The organism is Streptomyces catenulae (assembly GCF_000718015.1).
Taxonomy (GTDB): Bacteria; Actinomycetota; Actinomycetes; order Streptomycetales; family Streptomycetaceae; genus Streptomyces; species Streptomyces catenulae.
In genome coordinates, this window is the sequence record NZ_JODY01000015.1 from 171,642 (window position 1) to 189,545 (window position 17,904).

Consider the following 17,904-nt stretch of genomic DNA (forward strand, 5'->3'; position numbering starts at 1 on the left):
GAGGGCACCTGGGCCGTCCACATCACCGAACGCACCCTGGCCCGCCGACTCAGCCCTCTGTGCGCCGCTCTCCGAACCGGCCGCCGAGGACTGCCCCACGCCCTCCTGCCGAACAGCCCTCATCGCGGACTGCCCCGCACCTCCAATTCACCGGACGATGCCTCATGACCATGCCCCGCCTCCCGCTCACCGCCACTCTGCTGACCCTCGCGGGCATCGGCGCCGCCCACCTCGCGCAGAACATCCGCCACGACCGCGCCCGCAACGCCCTGGCCCAGGAGAAGCTCCACCAGCAGCTCATGCTGGACACCTCTCTCGACGCCGACCCCGAACTGTCCGCCCATATCCGCGGCGAACTGAAGATCCGCCTCATCGCCGTCATGTACCGCACCCACCAGATCCCCCGCACCAACCTCTACCTCCAGGCGCGCGAAGCCATGTTCAGCAACACCTACCTCCCCGAGGTCTGGCAAGCGCTCCACCCCACCTTCGGCCTCCTGGCCCGCGACCGCACCGACCGCCTCGTCAACGACGCCTTCCACACCGCCTACGAGGAGTGGGAAGCGGCACAGCGCGGCGCAGACGGAATCGGCACTCCAGAGAAGTACGAGGCTGGAAAGGCCGCGGCATGACTGACACCTCCCAGTGATGGGCGGTCGTTCACCCCTCAGCGACATCTACACAGATCGGACCCCTCATGGCAGGCATCGAATACGAGGCGAAGGCTCTCGACATCGACCCCGCGAAGACCGCTCGGCTCATCGTCGAGGCGGGCGGCATCCAGCAGTCCGAGCCGCGGCTCATGCGCCGCTACGTCTACGACACCGTCCCGGCCGTCCCCGGCCGCTGGGTGCGGCTCCGCGACACCGGGGACGGCGTCACCCTGTGCGTCAAACAGATCGCCACCGACGCCGTCGACGGCACCCACGAAACCGAGATCACCGTCGACTCCTTCGAGGAAGCCGGCGCGCTCCTCGGCCTGGTCGGCCTCACACCGCGCAGCTACCAGGAGAACCTCCGCACCTCCTACACGCTCGGCGCCGTACGCCTGGAGATCGACGAATGGCCCCGCATCCCGCCGTACCTGGAGATCGAAGCCGACGACGAACCCCAGGTCTGGGACACCGCCACCGCCCTCGGGATCGACCGCGAACACCTGACGTCGATCAACACCACCAAGGTCTACGCCCGCTACGGCATCGACCTCGACTCCATCGCCGACCTGCGCTTCACATAGGCGGCGGCATGTGCCGACACCGGCCGGGGCGGGGGCCCCGGCCGGTACGGAAAAGGGGGAGCACCATGCACGACCTCACGAACCTGCCGGTCGAGGTCAGGCCGGACCGCACGCTACGCGTGAAGATCATCGACGCCTGCGGACTGGCCTGCTCGTTCTGCCACAACGAGGGGACCCCGGTCACCGCCGACAACACCGACCGCACCGCAGACCAGTTCACCGGCACACCGGGCCGCTCCGGCCGCGTGTCGATCTACCTCAAGACCAACGGCGCCGACTTCCTGCCCACCCGCATCCCCGCCGACACCGACTTCGCCCTCGCGCTCGCCGCCGTCCGCGGCAGCCTGGCCACCAACGAAGTGCACTTCACCGGCGGGGAGCCGACCCTCCACCCCGACCTGCCCGGCCTGATCCGCATCGCCCGCCGCCTCGGACTGACCGTCGGCCTCACCTCCAACGGCGAGAACGGCGCCGCCGTCCTCCCCGAGGCCGCAGCCGCCGGCCTCGACCGCATCAACCTCAGCGTCTTCGGCACCACCCCCGAAGAACTCGCCGCCGTCCAAGCCCCACGCCTCGCCTCCCCCAAGCTCGCAGCCCGGAAGCTGGACGCCCTCACGCAGACGATCGAGACCGCCCGCGCACACGGCATCAAGGTCTCCGCGAACATCGTCATCCCCGACCACCACCACATCGAACGCGTCCTGCGCATCATCGAACAACACGGCCGCTCCATCGTGGTCCGCATACTCGTCTCCCTGGAAGACGACGGCGCCCCACTCGCCGCCATGCAACAGATCGTCGACCACCTCGGCGCCGTCCCCGTCCGCCGGATCATCACAGCCGGGGCCTCGGACCAACGGGTCCGCTACCGCCTGCCGGACGGCCGGACCCTCTACGCCAAGAGCATCCGCCCCGTACGCCTCCCCGCAACCTGCACCGACTGCCGCTTCAACAACCCCGACGACTGCCAGGAGGGCTACTACGGCATCCGCATGTACCGCGCCACCAACGGCCCCTTCATGGTCGGCGTCTGCATCCAACGCATGGACCTCTGCCTACCACTCGGCGAATTCGTCATGAGCCAGCGATGCCAGGAAGTTGCCACGTTCCGGGAGGACGAGGCGGCACGGCTGGCGCGGCTGTACTCGGTCAACGCACCGGCTGGGGGAACGTGACTTCCAACCGCGGCTGGAAGTGACCGATGCGGCCCGGCGTTACCGGCCACTTCAAGTGGCCCGGGCATAAGGAGCGTTGCCATCATTCTGGTGTCCATCAGACGTCACAAGGCAGGGCAGGAAGTGGCTGGCTCGACTGCGCCCGGCCCACGCGGGCTCATCCCAGCGGTTCGGGGATCGGAGCCTCTGTCACCGCTGCCGCCTTAGCCACGCGGGCTCATCCCCGCGGGTGCGGGGAGCGGGACGGCGAACCGCTCGCATGAATAAATCAGACGGGCTCATCCCCGCGGTCCGGGGAGCGGCTCTACGAGGACCCCGCCGACCTGATCGGCCTGGGCTCATCCCCGCGGGTGCGGGGAGCGGCTGGCGCGCCTCCTCGGCGCCCCCGCTGAGACGGGCTCATCCCCGCGGGTGCGGGGAGCGGAGCGGTTTGCCCACGAGGGTGGAGAGCCCGAAGGGCTCATCCCCGCGGGTGCGGGGAGCGGGACGGCTCGACCTACCGGTGGTGGCTGCGTCAGGGCTCATCCCCGCGGGTGCGGGGAGCGGAGCCCGCTCCGCGAGTCGCGGGCCCGCGTCGTGGGCTCATCCCCGCGGGTGCGGGGAGCGGCCGGTGTCACCTTGCGCAGCAGGGCCTGCACCGGGCTCATCCCCGCGGGTGCGGGGAGCGGGGCCCGGACCTCATCCAGGCGCGCGACCTCACGGGCTCATCCCCGCGGGTGCGGGGAGCGGGACGGCACGGGTCGGGGTTCGTCACCGTGATCGGGCTCATCCCCGCGGGTGCGGGGAGCGGCACCAGCTCTGAAGCCCGCTGGCGGCTCGTATGGGCTCATCCCCGCGGGTGCGGGGAGCGGAACTGACCCCGGCAGGGTCAGTCTCCACGCCCGGGCTCATCCCCGCGGGTGCGGGGAGCGGACCTTCAGTGCATGGTTTTGAGGATGGCACTGGGGCTCATCCCCGCGGGTGCGGGGAGCGGCGCGCTTCCCGTGTGGCGGGACGCCTCCGCAAGGGCTCATCCCCGCAGGCGCGGGGAGCGGTTGACTGGTGGGTGGGCGGGGGGACAGTCGCAGGGCTCATCCCCGCAGGCGCGGGGAGCGGTAGCTGCCGGAAAATGACCCGTTGGTCTGTGCGGGCTCATCCCCGCAGGCGCGGGGAGCGGATCCGACTGAAGCGCACCGCCCAGATCGCCTCGGGCTCATCCCTGCAGGCGCGGGGAGCGGGCGGGCTTGTCCCGGGGGATCGCGCTGCCGCAGGGCTCATCCCCGCAGGCGCGGGGAGCGGTCGCTCATCCAGGCGGCTAAGCGTTCGTTTCTGGGCTCATCCCCGCAGGCGCGGGGAGCGGGACCCGTGGGTGGTCGAGGTCCGGCGGGAGTCGGGCTCATCCCCGCAGGCGCGGGGAGCGGGCCAGGTGCTGGGCGGCGGGGGTGATGGCGAGGGGCTCATCCCCGCAGGCGCGGGGAGCGGCGGGAGGCGCTGGAGGCCGCTCCGGTGTAGGGGGGCTCATCCCCGCAGGCGCGGGGAGCGGGTAGACCCGCTGGAACTCCACCCGCCACCCGGGGGCTCATCCCCGCAGGCGCGGGGAGCGGGTGGGGTTGTCGGGGTTGTTGTCGGTGCCGGGGGGCTCATCCCCGCAGGCGCGGGGAGCGGCAGTCGAACATCTGGCGTCGAAGGCCCTCGACGGGCTCATCCCCGCAGGCGCGGGGAGCGGTTCGGGCCTTAGCTCGGTCGTCAAGCCGAGCCGGGCTCATCCCCGCAGGCGCGGGGAGCGGGGACGAGCAGCCCGTGCCCGCCCCACATCGCCAGGGCTCATCCCCGCAGGCGCGGGGAGCGGACAGTGGGCGGTAGCACCAGGTAAACCGGCTTGGGCTCATCCCCGCAGGCGCGGGGAGCGGCGGTGCGCGACGGCGCCCGCACCAACAAGGACGGGCTCATCCCCGCAGGTGCGGGGAGCGGGCCGAGACCGCGCTGGACAACCTCCCCTACCTTGGGCTCATCCCCGCGGGTGCGGGGAGCGGGCCTCGAGGCGGGTGGCCAGTCGCGTCCCGGCGGGCTCATCCCCGCGGGTGCGGGGAGCGGCCTTCTCCTCGAGGCGTTGAAGTACGCGGACGAGGCTCATCCCCGCGGGTGCGGGGAGCGGACGAAGCCCGAACGGCCGCGATCGAGGCCGTCGGGCTCATCCCCGCGGGTGCGGGGAGCGGCGGTCGGTGGCGGCGGCGCGGTAGGTGTCGAGGGGCTCATCCCCGCGGGTGCGGGGAGCGGACGGCGTCATGCCGATCCTCTTCGTGATCGGCGGGCTCATCCCCGCGGGTGCGGGGAGCGGCAGGTGCGCTGCTCGGCGCACGGCTCGCACAAGGGCTCATCCCCGCGGGTGCGGGGAGCGGTGCCGGCCGCCGTGCAGCGCGACCGCGGCACCGGGCTCATCCCCGCGGGTGCGGGGAGCGGCGGACGGGCCCGGTCGTGACTGCCCGGCGCCGGGGCTCATCCCCGCGGGTGCGGGGAGCGGGGTACTCGGCGATCGTGTGCTGCTCGTGGCCCGGGCTCATCCCCGCGGGTGCGGGGAGCGGCCGCCCCGGCTCCGGACGCCGCCCCGGACACCGGGCTCATCCCCGCGGGTGCGGGGAGCGGTGACGATGATTCAGCCTCAAACCGCACAAAACAGGCTCATCCCCGCGGGTGCGGGGAGCGGGAAGTGCAGGACATCAGGATGAGCGCGGCCATGGGCTCATCCCCGCGGGTGCGGGGAGCGGCGGCCGTCGCGCAGTTCGGCGAGCGGGATCACGGGCTCATCCCCGCGGGTGCGGGGAGCGGTCTTCCGCGAACTTCTTCAGGTTCCGGTAGGTGGGCTCATCCCCGCGGGTGCGGGGAGCGGCCGCAGCGCATCCGGTGCGCCTGGAAGTTGGAGGGCTCATCCCCGCGGGTGCGGGGAGCGGGCATTGGTACAACCACTTGTGCATCGTGCTGTGGGCTCATCCCCGCGGGTGCGGGGAGCGGTCGAAGACGGCGGCGCCGGTGCGGGTGAAGTGGGGCTCATCCCCGCGGGTGCGGGGAGCGGGGCCGTCACCTTCTGCGCCTCGGCGAGGAGCTGGGCTCATCCCCGCGGGTGCGGGGAGCGGGGACAGGTGAAGGTGACGCAGAACCTGGTTGAGGGCTCATCCCCGCGGGTGCGGGGAGCGGGCAGTTCGAGCGCGTACGCCTTTCCCTCTTTGGGGCTCATCCCCGCGGGTGCGGGGAGCGGCTCGTAACCCCACGTCACACCTTGTTACCCCCGGGCTCATCCCCGCGGGTGCGGGGAGCGGGTTCTTCTTGGCGGCGGACGCGCTCACAGGCTGGGCTCATCCCCGCGGGTGCGGGGAGCGGTGCGTCGCGTCCCGGCCCTTGCTCGTGATGATGGGCTCATCCCCGCGGGTGCGGGGAGCGGGCCAGCAGCCGCATCCGCCAGGTGCAGGGCGAGGGCTCATCCCCGCGGGTGCGGGGAGCGGTCGCCGTCCAGCGGCTCCACGGTGACGGTGGTGGGCTCATCCCCGCGGGTGCGGGGAGCGGTCGACCTCCAGCACGTAGGGCACGGCCACCAGGGGCTCATCCCCGCGGGTGCGGGGAGCGGTACTTCTCGGTGAAGGTGCCCGGCACCCCACCGGGCTCATCCCCGCGGGTGCGGGGAGCGGGTCCGGCGGTCGCCATGACGGTGGTGTCCATGGGGCTCATCCCCGCGGGTGCGGGGAGCGGCGGTTCGCGGAGCTGCTGGGCGGCGCCGGCATGGGCTCATCCCCGCGGGTGCGGGGAGCGGCTTGCGGGTCTGGATCTCGATCGCCTTGACCTGGGCTCATCCCCGCGGGTGCGGGGAGCGGGACCGTCACCGTCGTTGAGAGGTCATGGACCTGGGCTCATCCCCGCGGGTGCGGGGAGCGGCTGACGTCGGACGGTCGGCAGGCGCTCGCCCCGGGCTCATCCCCGCGGGTGCGGGGAGCGGCGTACATCGGCCGTCCGCAGGCGTCCAGGCGGGGGCTCATCCCCGCGGGTGCGGGGAGCGGGACGCGGAGACCGCCGAGCGACTGGCCACGTCGGGCTCATCCCCGCGGGTGCGGGGAGCGGTCCGGGCCCTGCCCGCGCCGGGAGCGGTAGTCGGGCTCATCCCCGCGGGTGCGGGGAGCGGCTGTACTTCTGGCTGAGCCAGACGGCGTAGCCGGGCTCATCCCCGCGGGTGCGGGGAGCGGACGTGAGTCACCAGTACCCGCACACGCCGGCTGGGCTCATCCCCGCGGGTGCGGGGAGCGGGTCGGGGCCGGAGTGGTGCCGGGGGTGGTGCGGGGCTCATCCCCGCGGGTGCGGGGAGCGGCGGAACTCCTCGATGCCGTCGGCCGTGCGGAAGGGCTCATCCCCGCGGGTGCGGGGAGCGGGCAGGGGACGAAAGCTCCCACGGCGGGCCGGAGGGCTCATCCCCGCGGGTGCGGGGAGCGGCATTCAAATCCGCTGCGCGGATTTGAAATTGAGGGCTCATCCCCGCGGGTGCGGGGAGCGGAGCCGAAGATGTGGGCGCAGTACGCCCGCGGCGGGCTCATCCCCGCGGGTGCGGGGAGCGGGGGGCCGGGGGACGCTGCCCCCCGGTCGGGGCGGGCTCATCCCCGCGGGTGCGGGGAGCGGCTCTGGCGATGAGGCCCGGCCGGGGCGTTGCTGGGCTCATCCCCGCGGGTGCGGGGAGCGGTTCCTCGCAGGCCGCTGACCTGCATGTCCGTAGGGCTCATCCCCGCGGGTGCGGGGAGCGGCGACCCCCGCCGGCGCCCCCGTTGTTGCTGTTGGGCTCATCCCCGCGGGTGCGGGGAGCGGGGCGCCGGACGCCGCGTCGCGGGCGAGGTTGAGGGCTCATCCCCGCGGGTGCGGGGAGCGGGACAACCGCAGGTCAACGAAATCCGTAACGGCGGGCTCATCCCCGCGGGTGCGGGGAGCGGCACGTCGGCTGGGACCTCCCTCCGCAGGAGTGGGGCTCATCCCCGCGGGTGCGGGGAGCGGGATGCCCGCACCGATTGGTGCGGGCATCAGTCGGGCTCATCCCCGCGGGTGCGGGGAGCGGGCGGTGGCCCAGTAGACGAAGGACGCCCGGTCGGGCTCATCCCCGCGGGTGCGGGGAGCGGCAGCGGGAGACCCACTCTCCCGGGATCCGGGAGGGCTCATCCCCGCGGGTGCGGGGAGCGGCTGGCCTCCACCGCGTCCGCGCAGGAGCGCATGGGCTCATCCCCGCGGGTGCGGGGAGCGGCTCTCGCAGTTCGAGCACAGCAGCGCCTGGCCGGGCTCATCCCCGCGGGTGCGGGGAGCGGAAGGTCCAGCCGCACCTCTCGCACATGACGTGGGGCTCATCCCCGCGGGTGCGGGGAGCGGTTGAAGCGGGCCGCCATCAACCTGGGGAACCAGGGCTCATCCCCGCGGGTGCGGGGAGCGGCTTCGTGAGCTGCGCTTTTATCAAGGGGCGACGCTTGTTTCAGCAAGGATGAGAGAAAAGGACATACGGAATAAACGGGAACCCGTTCGGTCAGAGATGTCTCCACGCCACAGGCTACGCGCTCACGCCAGGCCCCTCGAGTGAGACCGACAAAGCCCCAAAGACATCCCGTGAGGCCCGGCTCCCCTATTACCGAGCCGGACCCGAGACCGCCTGTGCGTCCCGCGGTTCGCAACGAATCGTGGGAAGGAAGGCACGGCCGGTTCTCACCACGACCCAGCATTCGCCAGGATCAGAAGGCCTCCGCGTACAAGACGCCAGCACCTGAATGCGGACTCGCCGGAGTCGCGACGTAGTGAACCTCAATCGCAGAAGCCCTATCAGTACGGGCAATCCGCGCAAACATGCCCGAAAGGCCGACCCGTTGATGACAACGCTACGGCGCCCGGTTGCCGAAGCGGCGGCGCTTGGATGCCTTGCTCCAGCCTGAAGAAGGTGATGAGCGAGCCGGGCGGGCGGAAGGGCGGAAGATGAGGGTGAGGCCCTCATGGTCTACGGGATGCCATTTGTGGTCGTGGGTGCGGAAGGCGTAGCCCTGTTCGGAGTTGGTGGAGTAGGCGAGCAAGGCGCGGCCGTTGCCGGCGTACTGGCGAACCTCGTCCCACAGGGCGTCGCGGATGCGGGCGGACGGACTGCCCAGGAAGACGCCCGGGGAGATTTCCAGGAGCCAGCGGGTGAGGAAGCCACGCAGGCCGACCGGGCAGTGCGTGAGGACGATGACCGTCACCAGATGACGCCGTCCCGCGCGAGGGCGTCCTGGGTACTGACCTCCTGAGCCAAGGTGCCGCCCCGGCTGTCTCCGTGATCACCGTAGTTGCGGCCGGCGGCTACTTCGGACCCCCGGTCGGACAGGAGGGTGACGTGGTCACCGTCGTCCGGCCGGTCGACTCCCGCGGGCGCGATCAGTCCCTGGATGTCGCGCACGCACCGGTCCAGCAACCCGGCGCTGTTGATGCGGTCACGCAGCGCACGCCGAGTTCGGGGACCGATGTCTTCCGGGCCCTCTGCGGCGACCTCGAAGGCGACGGGGATGCCAATGTCCGTCTTGTAGAAGTCGGCCACGTCGAGGACGAAGGACAGCTCGTGGCCCGAGTGGACGAAACCGAGCCCTGGGCTGCAGCCCAACGCCGCGACCACGGTCTGGGCGATGCCGTACATGCACTGCGCGGCAGCGGTGACGGCCTGGTTCGGGGCGTCCCCGGAGTTGAAGTCGCCGGGGGTGAACCTGCGGCCGCGCCAGGTGACACCGGTGCGGTCGGCCTGCTCCGCGTAACAACGCTTGACCCGATCGCCCTCGCGGCCGAGGAGCTGGCGGCGGGTGCATCCCGCCGGATCCTCGTCGGGGAAGCGGAGGCGATACATGGCCCTGGCGACATTGAGCCGGGCCCGCTGATTCGCCCAGGCCACGGCCTGGGCTTCCACGAGAGCGGAAGAGCGGCTCAGCGCCCGGCCACCGGCGTAGAAACGTACGCCGTTCTCGCCGACCCATACCACCACGGCGCCGCTCTCGCCGAGAACTGCCATGGCCTGGTGGGTGATCCGTGTGCCCGGGCCGAGGAGCAGTGTGCCGATCGTCGCCGACGGGATGTGCCGCACTCCCTCCGCGTCCTCGGCGGTGATGGCATTGGCGTCGCGGTGCACCACACAGCGTTCGAGGTAGACGAAGGACAGACGGTCACCGACGCGGGTGAGCTGCCGCGGGCTGGAGACAGGACGCCTGCTGATGGTGGTCATCGGCTACTCCGCAGGGGCCAGGGTCATGAGCCCACAGCCGTACGCCTTGGCCTTGCCGAGACCGGAGGTGAGGGTGCGGCGGAACGCATCGGGATCGAGGACGCGGAGGCGCCCGTCGAAGGTGACCCGGGTCAGTGTCACCTTGTGCGCGCGGGCGTCGGACTCGTTCCTCTTACGGAAGGCGAGGTCGCTGCGGTTGTGGACGACGACCTCGTGCCAGGCGGCGTCGAGGCCGTCCGGTCGGCGCTCTGCCTTTTCCACGATCTCGAAACCGGCATCCACCTGCCGTTTGAGCAGCCAGTCCAGTTGATGGCGTGGGGTGACGTGCGCGGTGCGCTTGGTCGGCTCGGCGTCGTGCCGCCGGATGCTGTGCACCGGGTTGGCGGTGAGCCGAAAGGCCCAGGTGTCGGCTGCGGCGAGGCGGGCGAGGAAGGGCCCGTACGGCTTCGTCTGCCAACCGCCCGTCGTCGGCCAGCCCGCCTGCTCCACGAGGTGGGTGAGGTCGGGCCGGTCGGGGCTGACGACGTAGAGCAGCACTTCGCTGCGGGACTGCTGGTCCAGGCGCCACAGCACCCTGGGGCCGTCGCCCTGGTGGTCGGGCTTCTCCGCGAAGGACGCCATGACTGCGGCATGGAGGCTCTGCGGCGAAGTGATCAGCCGACGGGCGCCCATGCGCGCGGTGTTGAGGCGGAATCGGGTCAGAAACATGGTCAGTCTTCCAGTAGCCCCATCGGATCGTGTTGCAGCGGTGGCGGTGGCGGGGACGCCCGGCGGGCCGTGCTCAGTGGATTGGCAACGGTGACGGCACCTGAGTGGACTTCGCGCAGTCCGTACCTGCGGTGGCGCGGGTCAAAGCTGAGCGGCTGATCCCGTAGTGCGTCACCGGGGCCGTCGGCGGCGGCAAGGTCGGCGATCACTTCGAGTGCGATGCGTCGCTCGCGGGCGCGGCGGCGCTGGAACCAGGCGGCTGCCTGCCAGGGCTCGGCCCGCAACGCCCGCCACAGGCCGCCGCGATGGACACCGAGGTCGATCGGGCGGGACGGCGGGCAGGAGCGACGGCCGAGGAACGGCAGGAACGTCGGGGCCCGCACCGCCGCGTACAGCGCGTCGATCAAGGATTCGTCGCCTTCGACAGCTGCGACGAAGACCGCGTCGGAGAGGTAGAAGCGTTCGGAGACCGGCATGGACTTCCCGGTGTCGCCGTGGTGCGCGGTCTGGTAGTCGCGTACACGGGTGCCCGGCTGATCGAGCCGGACGGCGAACGTGAGCGCGGCGAGATCGGAGAGGTCCGCGCCCCGCTCGCGGCCCTGAGCTGCGGCGAGCAGCCCGAGCACTCCGCTCTTGGTGGGTGCCCGCTCCGTAGTACGCCGCGCGAAGCGCGACGATGCACCCCAGGACTGGAGCGGGCCCGCGAGACGCAGCGTCAGGACGCCGGTGCGTTCGCTCATGCGGGACGATCCTGGCCCTCGGGTGCCTGTCCCGCCAGCCGTTCGGAAACCTCGTCGCTCACTTCGTCGAGCAGACTGCTGATCGTGACCGCGGTGCCGAGCGCCGCCAGCGGCTCGGTTGCCGCGCCCGCCCTGAGCACCCAGCTCTTGTCGCCGGTGACCTCGTACGCCTTCTCGATGTCGGAGACATGGGCGAGCAACTGGGCGCACGCGCCCCGCAGGTGGCCGCCGGAACCCTGAGGGGCGAGGACGGGCTCCTCGAAGGCGGAGACGAAGCTGATGGGCCTGGCCGAGCGGAGGCTGACGAGGACGGCTTCGGGGAGGGTGTGGTTGCCGAAGGTGTTGACCTTGCCGGTGGGCATGGAGGCCACGAAGCCGTGCAGGAAGGCCCGCACCGCCCTGCGTACCGGCTCGTCCAACGGCTGATCCGGGCGCCGTCCGACACCTAGGTTGTCGCGCAGCCGGTCCACGTCGAGAGCGGCGTAGCGGTAGAGCGTCGCCGAGTTGAAGTCGACCGTGCCGATCATTCCGGCGCCGGACTCCTCCGCCTTCTCGTTCTGGTCGTCCACCGCGGTGAAGTAGTCGGACTCGTTCTCGACCTGATGGACGCTGATGGCGTGTGCGACCTGGGCCGCGGCGTCGACGTTGATGTCGGCGGAGTCGGCGACCATGCGCCCGAACAGCGCGATGTCCACCGAGTGCCGGGTGTCGGCGATCTCGCGGGCCCGGTTCTTGTTCTCCTTGGCTTTCAGGTACGCCGTGATGTCATCGGCTCCCTCGACCGCGAGGCGCGCCAGACCGTCGATCTGGCGCGCGCTGAGGAACATCAGGTACGAGGACTCCGGCGGCGGCTCCGGCTCGCCCTTCTTCTTCGCGCTCTCGGCCTTCCGGCGCGGCACCTCGATCTTCGAACCCGTCGCGGCGTAGAGCGTTTCGGCGGCCAGTGCCATCGCCGTGGCGCCGTCCAGTGACGGTTCCACGGTGGTGATCCGCTCGGCCAGCAGCTCGGCCACCCGGCGGGTGCGAATGCCTAGTTCGTCCGGGTCGAGAAGGTCCTGGAACGCTCGCCGGGTCGCCCTTTTCCATGCCTGGCTGGAGACGCGGGCACGGCGGACGCCGCCGTAGACCGCGGTCTTCGGGGTACCGGTGTCGTCGCGGTTGAGGTTGCTGGGCGGCACGGTCTGCAGCACGTGCACGTCGATGATGGTGCGGCTCACGGGGTGTCGTCCTCCGGGATGGTCGTGTCGGGGTCCTGCGGGCCGTCACTGTCGCCCGCCGCGTCCGGCCCGGCTGTCGCTTCGCCGTTGCCGGAGGCCGACCGGGGGACGGCGAGGTAGGAGCGGCCCCAGGAGCGGCGCACCGACTGAGGGCCGCCGGGGTTCTGCCAGGTGTGGAGCTGGTCGGCCAGCAACCCGTAGTCGAGCGGAACGGCCTCGCGGCGCAGCAGGAGAACGAGGTCGCGCAGCCGTCCGGCGAGCACCACGGGAGTGGCGGCCGTGCCCACCCGGACGAAGCGCTTGCGCGTCGGCTCGTCGATCTCGGCCCCGGAGGCCAGGCGGCGTACGGCGGCGCCGAGTTCAGGGCCGGGCCTGCGGTGCATACGAGCGGTGTGATGGGACTGCTGATGGAGCGACCACAGGGTGACGGCAGCATGCGCGGCCTCTTCGGCCTGCCGCATGGCGTCCTCGGTCAACTCGCGGCGCTCGTACCGCTCGTAGAGAGGTTCGGTGCCGATGAGGCCCCACAGGTCGGTGGTCTCTCCGGCAGGTCGGCCGATGCCGCGTCGCAGCCGGGCCATGGCGCCGACGGCATCGCTGCGGTCGTCCAGATAGCCGCGCTGCAGCCACGTGATGCGCCGGTGGACGGCGGCGCCGACCGGACCGAGGGGTGCCTGCCGCGTACCGGACGTGACAGGGGCGGGACGGCTGGTGGTCATACCGGCGACTCCACGGGAGCAGGTCGGGCGGGCGGTGGGTCCGGCGGGCCGTCGTCATCGGTGGCCAGGAGTCCGTCGAGGCGTTTGCGGAAACGGAGTTCGGCTGCGGCGTCGTTCAGCCATCGAGGCCCGCCCGAGGTCTCCACGATGCGTCCTTCCCAGGCGGACAGTCCGGCGTCGTCCAGCAGGCCGGTCCCCAGGTCGCCGACGATCCGGTGTACCTCGCGCTTCCAGTGGTCGCGGTGCTCTTCCGGGTCGGCGGCGGCGCCCAGGTCCCGCAGCCACCGGCGGTAATGGGTGTCGAGGGTGCCGAATCCCTGGTCGCGGGCGGCGTCCCTGCGGGGTTCGGGATTGGCCCCGGATGCCAGGGCGAGGTCGGTGGCGAGGTCGGCGAGCACGCCTACGGCCTTCTCCGCGTCGTTCAGGGCGTCCACGGCCTTCTGCCCGTACCGCCGGTCCTCACGGTGGAGCAGCACCACGGGCATCAGGACCCCGTCGTCCACCACCTCATCGATCACCGACTGCTGGGTGCCGTACCGCGCGCCGATGACGCGGGTGCGGATCAGATGGCCGCGCGGCAGGAACCCTTCGGTGGACAGCCGGGCGATCCATTCCACGATCCCGGGCCGCAGGCGCTGGGCGCCGTCCCGTCCCTGCTCCGTCGCCACCTCCCGGCCGGTGAGGAGGCCCTCCATCCCCCGCCAGGCCATCCGCGACGGATCGTGGTCCTGCGGCAGGTAGACGAGCGCTTCGCGGCGTTTTTTCTCCTGCGCCGGGCTGCGGCGCCAGCCTGTCATCGGTTCGTACGGCAGTTTGTTGTGTGGTTCGAGGCGGTCTCCGTACGCGAGCACGACGCCGTGGACGCCGTCGGCGTCGTGGTGCAGCCGGATACGGCGTGACTGCCAGGTGTACAGGTCCCGCAATCCGTAGGGACGCTGCGCGAGGTCCCGGGCCTCGTCCGGTCCGCACGGCTCGGCCCGCCACGCCGGACGGTCGGCCCGGTCCGTGTGCAGCCCTGAGGAGTCCGCGGCCATCAGGTTGAGCAGCAGCGTCTCGTGGAGGTTGTCGCCCTCCACGAAGACGCCGCCGAGGTTGCCCGCCCACGCCACGCCCTGGGGGTAGCCCTTGCCTGCCTTCACCCGTGGGTCGCCGACCGCACCGGACTTGATGCCCGAGGGGTCGAATGCCTGGGCGTGCACCAGCCATCGGGCGGCCTCTGCCCAGCCGAGCCGGTCGACCCCCGGCATACGCATGCTGAAGAACGGTTCCCCGTTGGGCACATCGGCGACCACGCGGTTGAGGGAGAAAACCTCGTCCTTGGCCGTTCGCAACCCTGCGACCTGGAAGAACGGACGCTCGGGGTGCAACAGGTCGAAGCGATCGCGGTGCTGGTGAAGGTAGTCGGCGACACGACCTGCGTACGGTTTCTCGGACAGCCACAGCTCCTCCCACTCGTCGCTGTCGGCCGGCGCCGCGCCATTCCCCGGCCCGCCGAGCGCGTCATGGAGGATCGCCAGCAGCAGTCGGATCAGGGCGAAATCCTGGGTCGGAAGATCACCGACAAGCCGACGGATATCGCGTGCCTGGTCGAACACCTCCAACAGGGACAGTTCGCGCTCCGTACCGTCGGCAAGCTGAACGGGCAACCAAGGCCGATGGGTCAGTTGGAAGGACGGCACCGCGGGCGTCGGCGCCGCTCCCCTTCCCTGGCTCGATTCCTCGCGGGTCACCAACAGGCCCTCATCGGGGTCGTACGCCAGATTCCGCCCCGCCAGCCGGGCCTGGCAGTCCTCGTCCAGCGCGAGGATCAGCTCTCCGGCGAGCCAGTGGCTCTCCTTCTCCTGCCAGGCGGGGACGTACAGCTCCTCCAGTTCGGCGAGGGCCTGGTCCGCCTTGTCGGGGAAGGAGAAGTGATAGGGCAGCCGCAGGCCGCTCGCGGCGGCGGCCCGTGCGGCGCGCGCGGACGGTACGGCGTCGGTGGGCAGTTCGAGTCCGCCGCGGCCCTTGTCCAGCCAGGGCAAGGTGCACAGGGTGCCGTCGTCCCGGCGCATGACGACCAGGACCTCCAGGCTCTCCCGGCTGTCCCGGACCTGCGCTCGTCCGGCCCTGCTGTCATCCGCGTCGCCGACGCCCGCGCCGATCCAGCCGATGAGCGGCCGCCCCGCCTTCCGTACCTCGTCCAGCCGGAAGACTTCCGCCTTCCGCTGCTGTTCGGCGTGGGCTTCGCGGTGCCGGGTCCGCGCGGGATCGGTGGTCTCCTCCCAGCTCCGTGGGCAGGGTTCGTCGGCTCCGTACGCCTGCTGGACGAGAGGGCTGATGTCCTCCGGCAGCCGCACCGGCCGTCCTCGCCTCCCGGGCGCTCCGAGGTGTGGGGTGAGGACGGCCAGCGACCGGAGCAGCGGATACGCGCCGTAGACCGTGCCCGAGCCTTTGACGGGCGTGGGCGCCGGATCCGTCCCCCAGTCGACGCCGGTCACCAGGCAGCGCGGCTGCCGCAGGCGCCGAGGACGGTCGCGCTGCCGCTCACCGCGCGGATGGCGGTGCAGCCGTCCCATGCGCTGAAGCAGCAGGTCCACGGGGCACAGGTCGGTCACCAGCAGGTCGAAGTCCACGTCCAACGACTGCTCGGCCACTTGGCTCGCGACGACGATGTGCGCCTCTTGCGGACGGTGCGGTGACGTGCCGTTGTGGTCCGGTGGCCCGAACCGGGTCAGCAGCGAGGCGTCCTTACGCGCCCGGTCGACATCGATGAAGCGCGCGTGCGCGACAGTGACGTGCTCGGCACCGAACCTCGCTCTGAGCGCGGCAGCCGTGTCCGTCACCCGGTCGACCGTGTTGCGGACGACGAGCGCACAGCCGCCGTCGGCCAGTTCCACTGCCAGACGGTCCGCCAGTGCGGTCTCGTCATCCGCCAGGCGCTCCAACACCACGTCGCTCCGGCGCCCGGAGGCCGCGGGCGAGGCTGTGACCGGCTCCGCTCCGGGGGCGACAGCAGTCAGAAGCGGATAGCCCGTGGCAGCGCCGAGCGTATCGGCGCTCTCCCCGGTGTACGCCTCCGCCAACTCCTGCCGCCGACCTGCCGGAAGCGTCGCCGACAGCACCACGACGGGAACGCGATACGCCCCCAGCCACGACAGCACCCGGTCGAGATAGGTGTTCATATAGGCGTCATAGGCATGTACTTCGTCGATGACGACGACCTTGCCCACCATCGCCAGGTGCCGAAGGGCCAGGTGCCTGCTCTTGAGGCCGGTCATCAGCAACTGGTCGATCGTTCCGACGGCGAACGAGGCGAGCAGGCCCTTCTTCCGTCCCCGTAGCCACTGGTGCGCGACGAGATCGGCGGAGGCGGACTTCTCACCGCCCTCGGGACGTTCGTCCTCGCCGTATGCGTCCACGGCGGCGATGGTGCGGTGGCTTTCGCGCATCAGGGCGGCGTAGTCCTCCTGGAGCGCCGCCTTCGCGTGTGCCAGCAGGACCGAAAGCTGTTCCGGCGAGGAGTCCCCTGCCGTCGCCGACGCGAAGACCGGGAGACGGCCGAGCCAGTCCAGAAGCCGCGGGAACATGGCGTTGCTGGTCGCCATCGTCGGCAGAGCCAGGTAGCATCCGCCCGCACCCGACCGAGCTGCGAACACCTCAGCCGCCGCGAGGGCCGCCTCCGTCTTCCCCTCCCCCATCGGCGCCTCGATGATCAGCATCCCGGGCTGCTCCATGCCCCGGGCCAGCGCGAGCGCCTGCTCCTGCACCGGCCGCACCACAGCACCGGGCGGCAGGGCGAAGCGCGCGGCGAACAGGTCCGCCGCCTCTTCGCACGGCTCGACCGGCGACCACGGGGCGGGCAGTCGAAGCCCTTGCCACGCCGCGGCCACCCGTTCACTTTCGCTCCGGGGGCGCTCCTCGGGAAAGTACGGGAAAAGATCCGGATTGCTGGCGATCCAGTCGCACACGATGACAATCGCGGTCAGCAACACCTGGACCGGCTGGGGAAGTTTCACCCCTCGCCAGTGGGCAAGCCGGTCGTCCACCCCGAAGACGTCGGCAGAGACATCCAGCAGTTCGTTCTGCACCCGCTGCCAGACCACTTCTGCCGACCCCGGCGTCCGCAACAGTTCGGGATGCGCGTCGAGGTTGTGGATCTGCATGTGGTCCGGCGGTACGCCGTGGTGCCCCCCGGCCATCACGGCGAACTGCGCGGAGGCCCTGCGGGTCCAGCCACGCCGTTCTTCCAACCACTCCTGCAGCAGCACCTGCCCGGCCAGCCCATGCGGCGCCAGTCGGCGATCGTCGCCGAATTGCTTACGCGTACGCATACCGAGACCGGCGGCGCTCATCACATCAGCCAGATCATCCACCTGGCACGCGAACGCGGGTGTCGCCTTCCCGATGTCATGCGTCCCCGCCAGCCACACGCACAGTCGCCGCCCGTCGGCCTCCCTCTCGGGAAGCGACTCCGCGATCAACTCCTTCACGTTGCGCGGCAGCCAGTGATCCCACAGCAGCCCGGCAACGGCAGCACTGTCCGCCATGTGCCGCCACAGCGGCAGCCACTTCGCCGTCAGCCGGTCGTGCTTGGCCCACACGGTCCGAACCGCGCCGGTCAAACGGTCGCCGAGATTTGCGGGCGGATCTCCTTCGCTATGCACGGCGATTACCCAACAGGAACCTGAAGGCCACATAAGGCGATACGGCGCGATTGATCAATATTCATCTTTTGCGGTCAAGGTTCGAAACAACACGCAGAAACCAAGTCTGCGATCGACAGAAACTGCAGCCCACCAAGAGACGAAGTCGGACACTCACCCCGTTCACGCGGTATCAGGACGGGTGGTACCGGCTAAGCCCCCTTGCGACAGGGGGACCAGAATAAAAATGAGCACAGGCTTCGA

At 71.2% G+C, this 17,904-nt stretch carries 10 protein-coding genes and 1 CRISPR repeat array; of the genes, 3 read left to right on the plus strand and 7 right to left on the minus strand.

All coding sequences use genetic code 11. The features are described 5' to 3' along the window. Positions 1-164 precede the first annotated feature (164 nt). The 3 genes from IF23_RS0115715 to IF23_RS0115725 all read left to right on the plus strand — a co-directional run bounded on the left by IF23_RS0115715 (position 165) and on the right by IF23_RS0115725 (position 2,412). On the plus strand, positions 165-632 hold the full coding sequence (locus IF23_RS0115715; protein WP_030284033.1) for a hypothetical protein: 468 nt from the start codon (positions 165-167) through the stop codon (positions 630-632). Between the two features lie 65 nt (positions 633-697). Further along, positions 698-1,237, plus strand: a complete 540-nt coding sequence (locus tag IF23_RS0115720) for a CYTH domain-containing protein (RefSeq protein WP_030284035.1) — start codon at positions 698-700, stop codon at positions 1,235-1,237. 65 nt (positions 1,238-1,302) lie between these two features. Then, positions 1,303-2,412, plus strand: coding sequence for a radical SAM protein (locus IF23_RS0115725; RefSeq protein ID WP_030284036.1), 1,110 nt, complete (start codon positions 1,303-1,305; stop codon positions 2,410-2,412). 334 nt (positions 2,413-2,746) lie between these two features. Continuing rightward, positions 2,747-7,840: direct repeats of the CRISPR family, unit length 29 nt; unit sequence GGGCTCATCCCCGCGGGTGCGGGGAGCGG. A gap of 436 nt (positions 7,841-8,276) precedes the next feature. On the opposite strand, the gene cas2e is transcribed toward IF23_RS0115725, so the two are convergent. Genes cas2e through casA form a run of 7 tightly spaced genes read right to left on the minus strand, consistent with a single transcriptional unit; the run spans position 8,277 to position 17,598 of the window. Beyond that, complete coding sequence (gene cas2e / locus IF23_RS0115730; RefSeq protein WP_030284039.1) at positions 8,277-8,627, minus strand: type I-E CRISPR-associated endoribonuclease Cas2e; 351 nt, start codon at positions 8,625-8,627, stop codon at positions 8,277-8,279. Continuing rightward, on the minus strand, positions 8,624-9,634 hold the full coding sequence (gene cas1e / locus IF23_RS0115735) for a type I-E CRISPR-associated endonuclease Cas1e (RefSeq protein ID WP_030284041.1): 1,011 nt from the start codon (positions 9,632-9,634) through the stop codon (positions 8,624-8,626). The genes cas2e and cas1e overlap by 4 nt, the downstream gene beginning before the upstream one ends. Before the next feature lie 3 nt (positions 9,635-9,637). Then, on the minus strand, positions 9,638-10,342 hold the full coding sequence (gene cas6e, locus IF23_RS0115740; protein ID WP_030284043.1) for a type I-E CRISPR-associated protein Cas6/Cse3/CasE: 705 nt from the start codon (positions 10,340-10,342) through the stop codon (positions 9,638-9,640). 2 nt (positions 10,343-10,344) lie between these two features. Further along, positions 10,345-11,082: a type I-E CRISPR-associated protein Cas5/CasD gene (gene cas5e / locus IF23_RS0115745; RefSeq protein ID WP_030284045.1), complete on the minus strand. Its 738-nt coding sequence runs from the start codon at positions 11,080-11,082 to the stop codon at positions 10,345-10,347. After that, a complete protein-coding gene (cas7e, locus tag IF23_RS0115750) occupies positions 11,079-12,299 on the minus strand; it encodes a type I-E CRISPR-associated protein Cas7/Cse4/CasC (protein WP_030284047.1) in 1,221 nt (406 codons plus the stop codon). The genes cas5e and cas7e overlap by 4 nt, the downstream gene beginning before the upstream one ends. After that, complete coding sequence (gene casB, locus IF23_RS0115755) at positions 12,296-13,018, minus strand: type I-E CRISPR-associated protein Cse2/CasB (protein ID WP_030284049.1); 723 nt, start codon at positions 13,016-13,018, stop codon at positions 12,296-12,298. The genes cas7e and casB overlap by 4 nt, the downstream gene beginning before the upstream one ends. Continuing rightward, complete coding sequence (casA, locus tag IF23_RS0115760; protein ID WP_281179970.1) at positions 13,015-17,598, minus strand: type I-E CRISPR-associated protein Cse1/CasA; 4,584 nt, start codon at positions 17,596-17,598, stop codon at positions 13,015-13,017. The genes casB and casA overlap by 4 nt, the downstream gene beginning before the upstream one ends. Positions 17,599-17,904 lie beyond the last annotated feature (306 nt).